The sequence below is a fragment of the Klebsiella sp. MS 92-3 genome (genome assembly GCF_000195655.1).
Lineage (GTDB): Bacteria > Pseudomonadota > Gammaproteobacteria > Enterobacterales > Enterobacteriaceae > Klebsiella > Klebsiella pneumoniae.
Window position 1 is genome coordinate 11872 of record NZ_GL882851.1, and the last position, 1282, is coordinate 13153.

Below are 1282 nucleotides of genomic sequence, written 5' to 3' on the forward strand. Positions count from 1 at the left end.
CCCCCCCCCCCCCCCCCCGGGGGGGGGAGGCTAAGACCCGGGCCCTCCCCCCCCAGCCACTCGGCCATCTGTTCGGTCGACCCGACCGGCGAAGTGGACTCGAGGATCACCAGCGAGCCTTTCTTTAACGTCGGCGCAATAGATTTGGCGGCCGACTCGACAAACACCATATCCGGCTCGTGGCGATCTTTAAACGGCGTCGGCACGGCAATCAGGTAAGCATCCGCCTCCACCGGGGTGGTGGTGGCGCTTAAATACCCCTGCTCGACCGCGGTCTTCACCACGCTCGCCAGATCCGGCTCCACGATATGAATCTCTCCACGGTTAATGGTCTCCACGGCATGTTGATTAACATCAACGCCGACCACCCGCTTCTGCCGGGAGGCGAACGCGGCAGCGGTTGGCAGCCCGATATAGCCAAGGCCAATCACTGAAATGGTAGAAAAACTCATAGCGTTACCTGATTATTTTTAAGTGCAGACAAAATGCGACGACATGCTTCGCCATCGCCATAGGGATTATGCGCGCGGCTCATCGCCTGGTATGCAGCATCATCCTCCAGCAGTCGCGTCACTTCCGCGACGATGCGCTGGCTGTCGGTGCCCACCAGACACACGGTGCCGGCGGCCACCGCTTCCGGACGTTCGGTCATATCGCGCATGACCAGCACCGGCTTACCCAGCGAGGGGGCCTCTTCCTGAATGCCGCCGGAATCGGTCAGGATCAGCCAGGCGCGATCCATCAGCCAGACGAACGGCAGGTAATCCTGCGGTTCAATCAACATCACATTGTCAATATGGCCAAGAATACGATTCACCGGCTCGCTGACATTAGGATTCAGGTGAACCGGATAGACAATCTGCACCTCAGGGTGGGTATGGGCTATCTCGGCCAGCGCCTGGCAGATCTGTTCAAAACCGAGCCCAAAGCTTTCCCGCCGGTGGCCGGTAACCAGAATCATCTTTTTACCGTGGCTGATGAAAGGATAGCGCTGCAGCAGGGTCTCCCGTAGCGCTTCATCGCCCAGCACCCGATCCCGCACCCAGAACAGGGCGTCAATGACCGTATTCCCGGTAACCGTGATCCGACTGTCGGCAATATTTTCCCGCAGCAGGTTCTGCCGCGAGGTTTCCGTGGGGGCGAAATGGTATGTCGCCAGATGGCCGGTCAACGTACGGTTGCCTTCTTCCGGCCACGGCGAACTTAAATCGCCGGTGCGCAGGCCGGCCTCTACGTGACCCACCGGTATCCGCTGGTAAAACGCCGCCAGGCTCGCCGCCCC

The 1282-nt window shown here is 60.2% G+C and carries 2 protein-coding genes; both read right to left on the reverse strand.

The annotated features are described in order from the left end of the window. Positions 1–452: NAD(P)-binding domain-containing protein (locus HMPREF9538_RS33040; RefSeq protein WP_009486006.1), on the reverse strand; the 452-nt coding region annotated here is incomplete at its 3' end. After that, the coding region (gene wecB / locus HMPREF9538_RS05230; RefSeq protein WP_009486007.1) for a non-hydrolyzing UDP-N-acetylglucosamine 2-epimerase at positions 449–1282 on the reverse strand (834 nt) is incomplete at its 5' end. The genes HMPREF9538_RS33040 and wecB, both read right to left, overlap by 4 nt.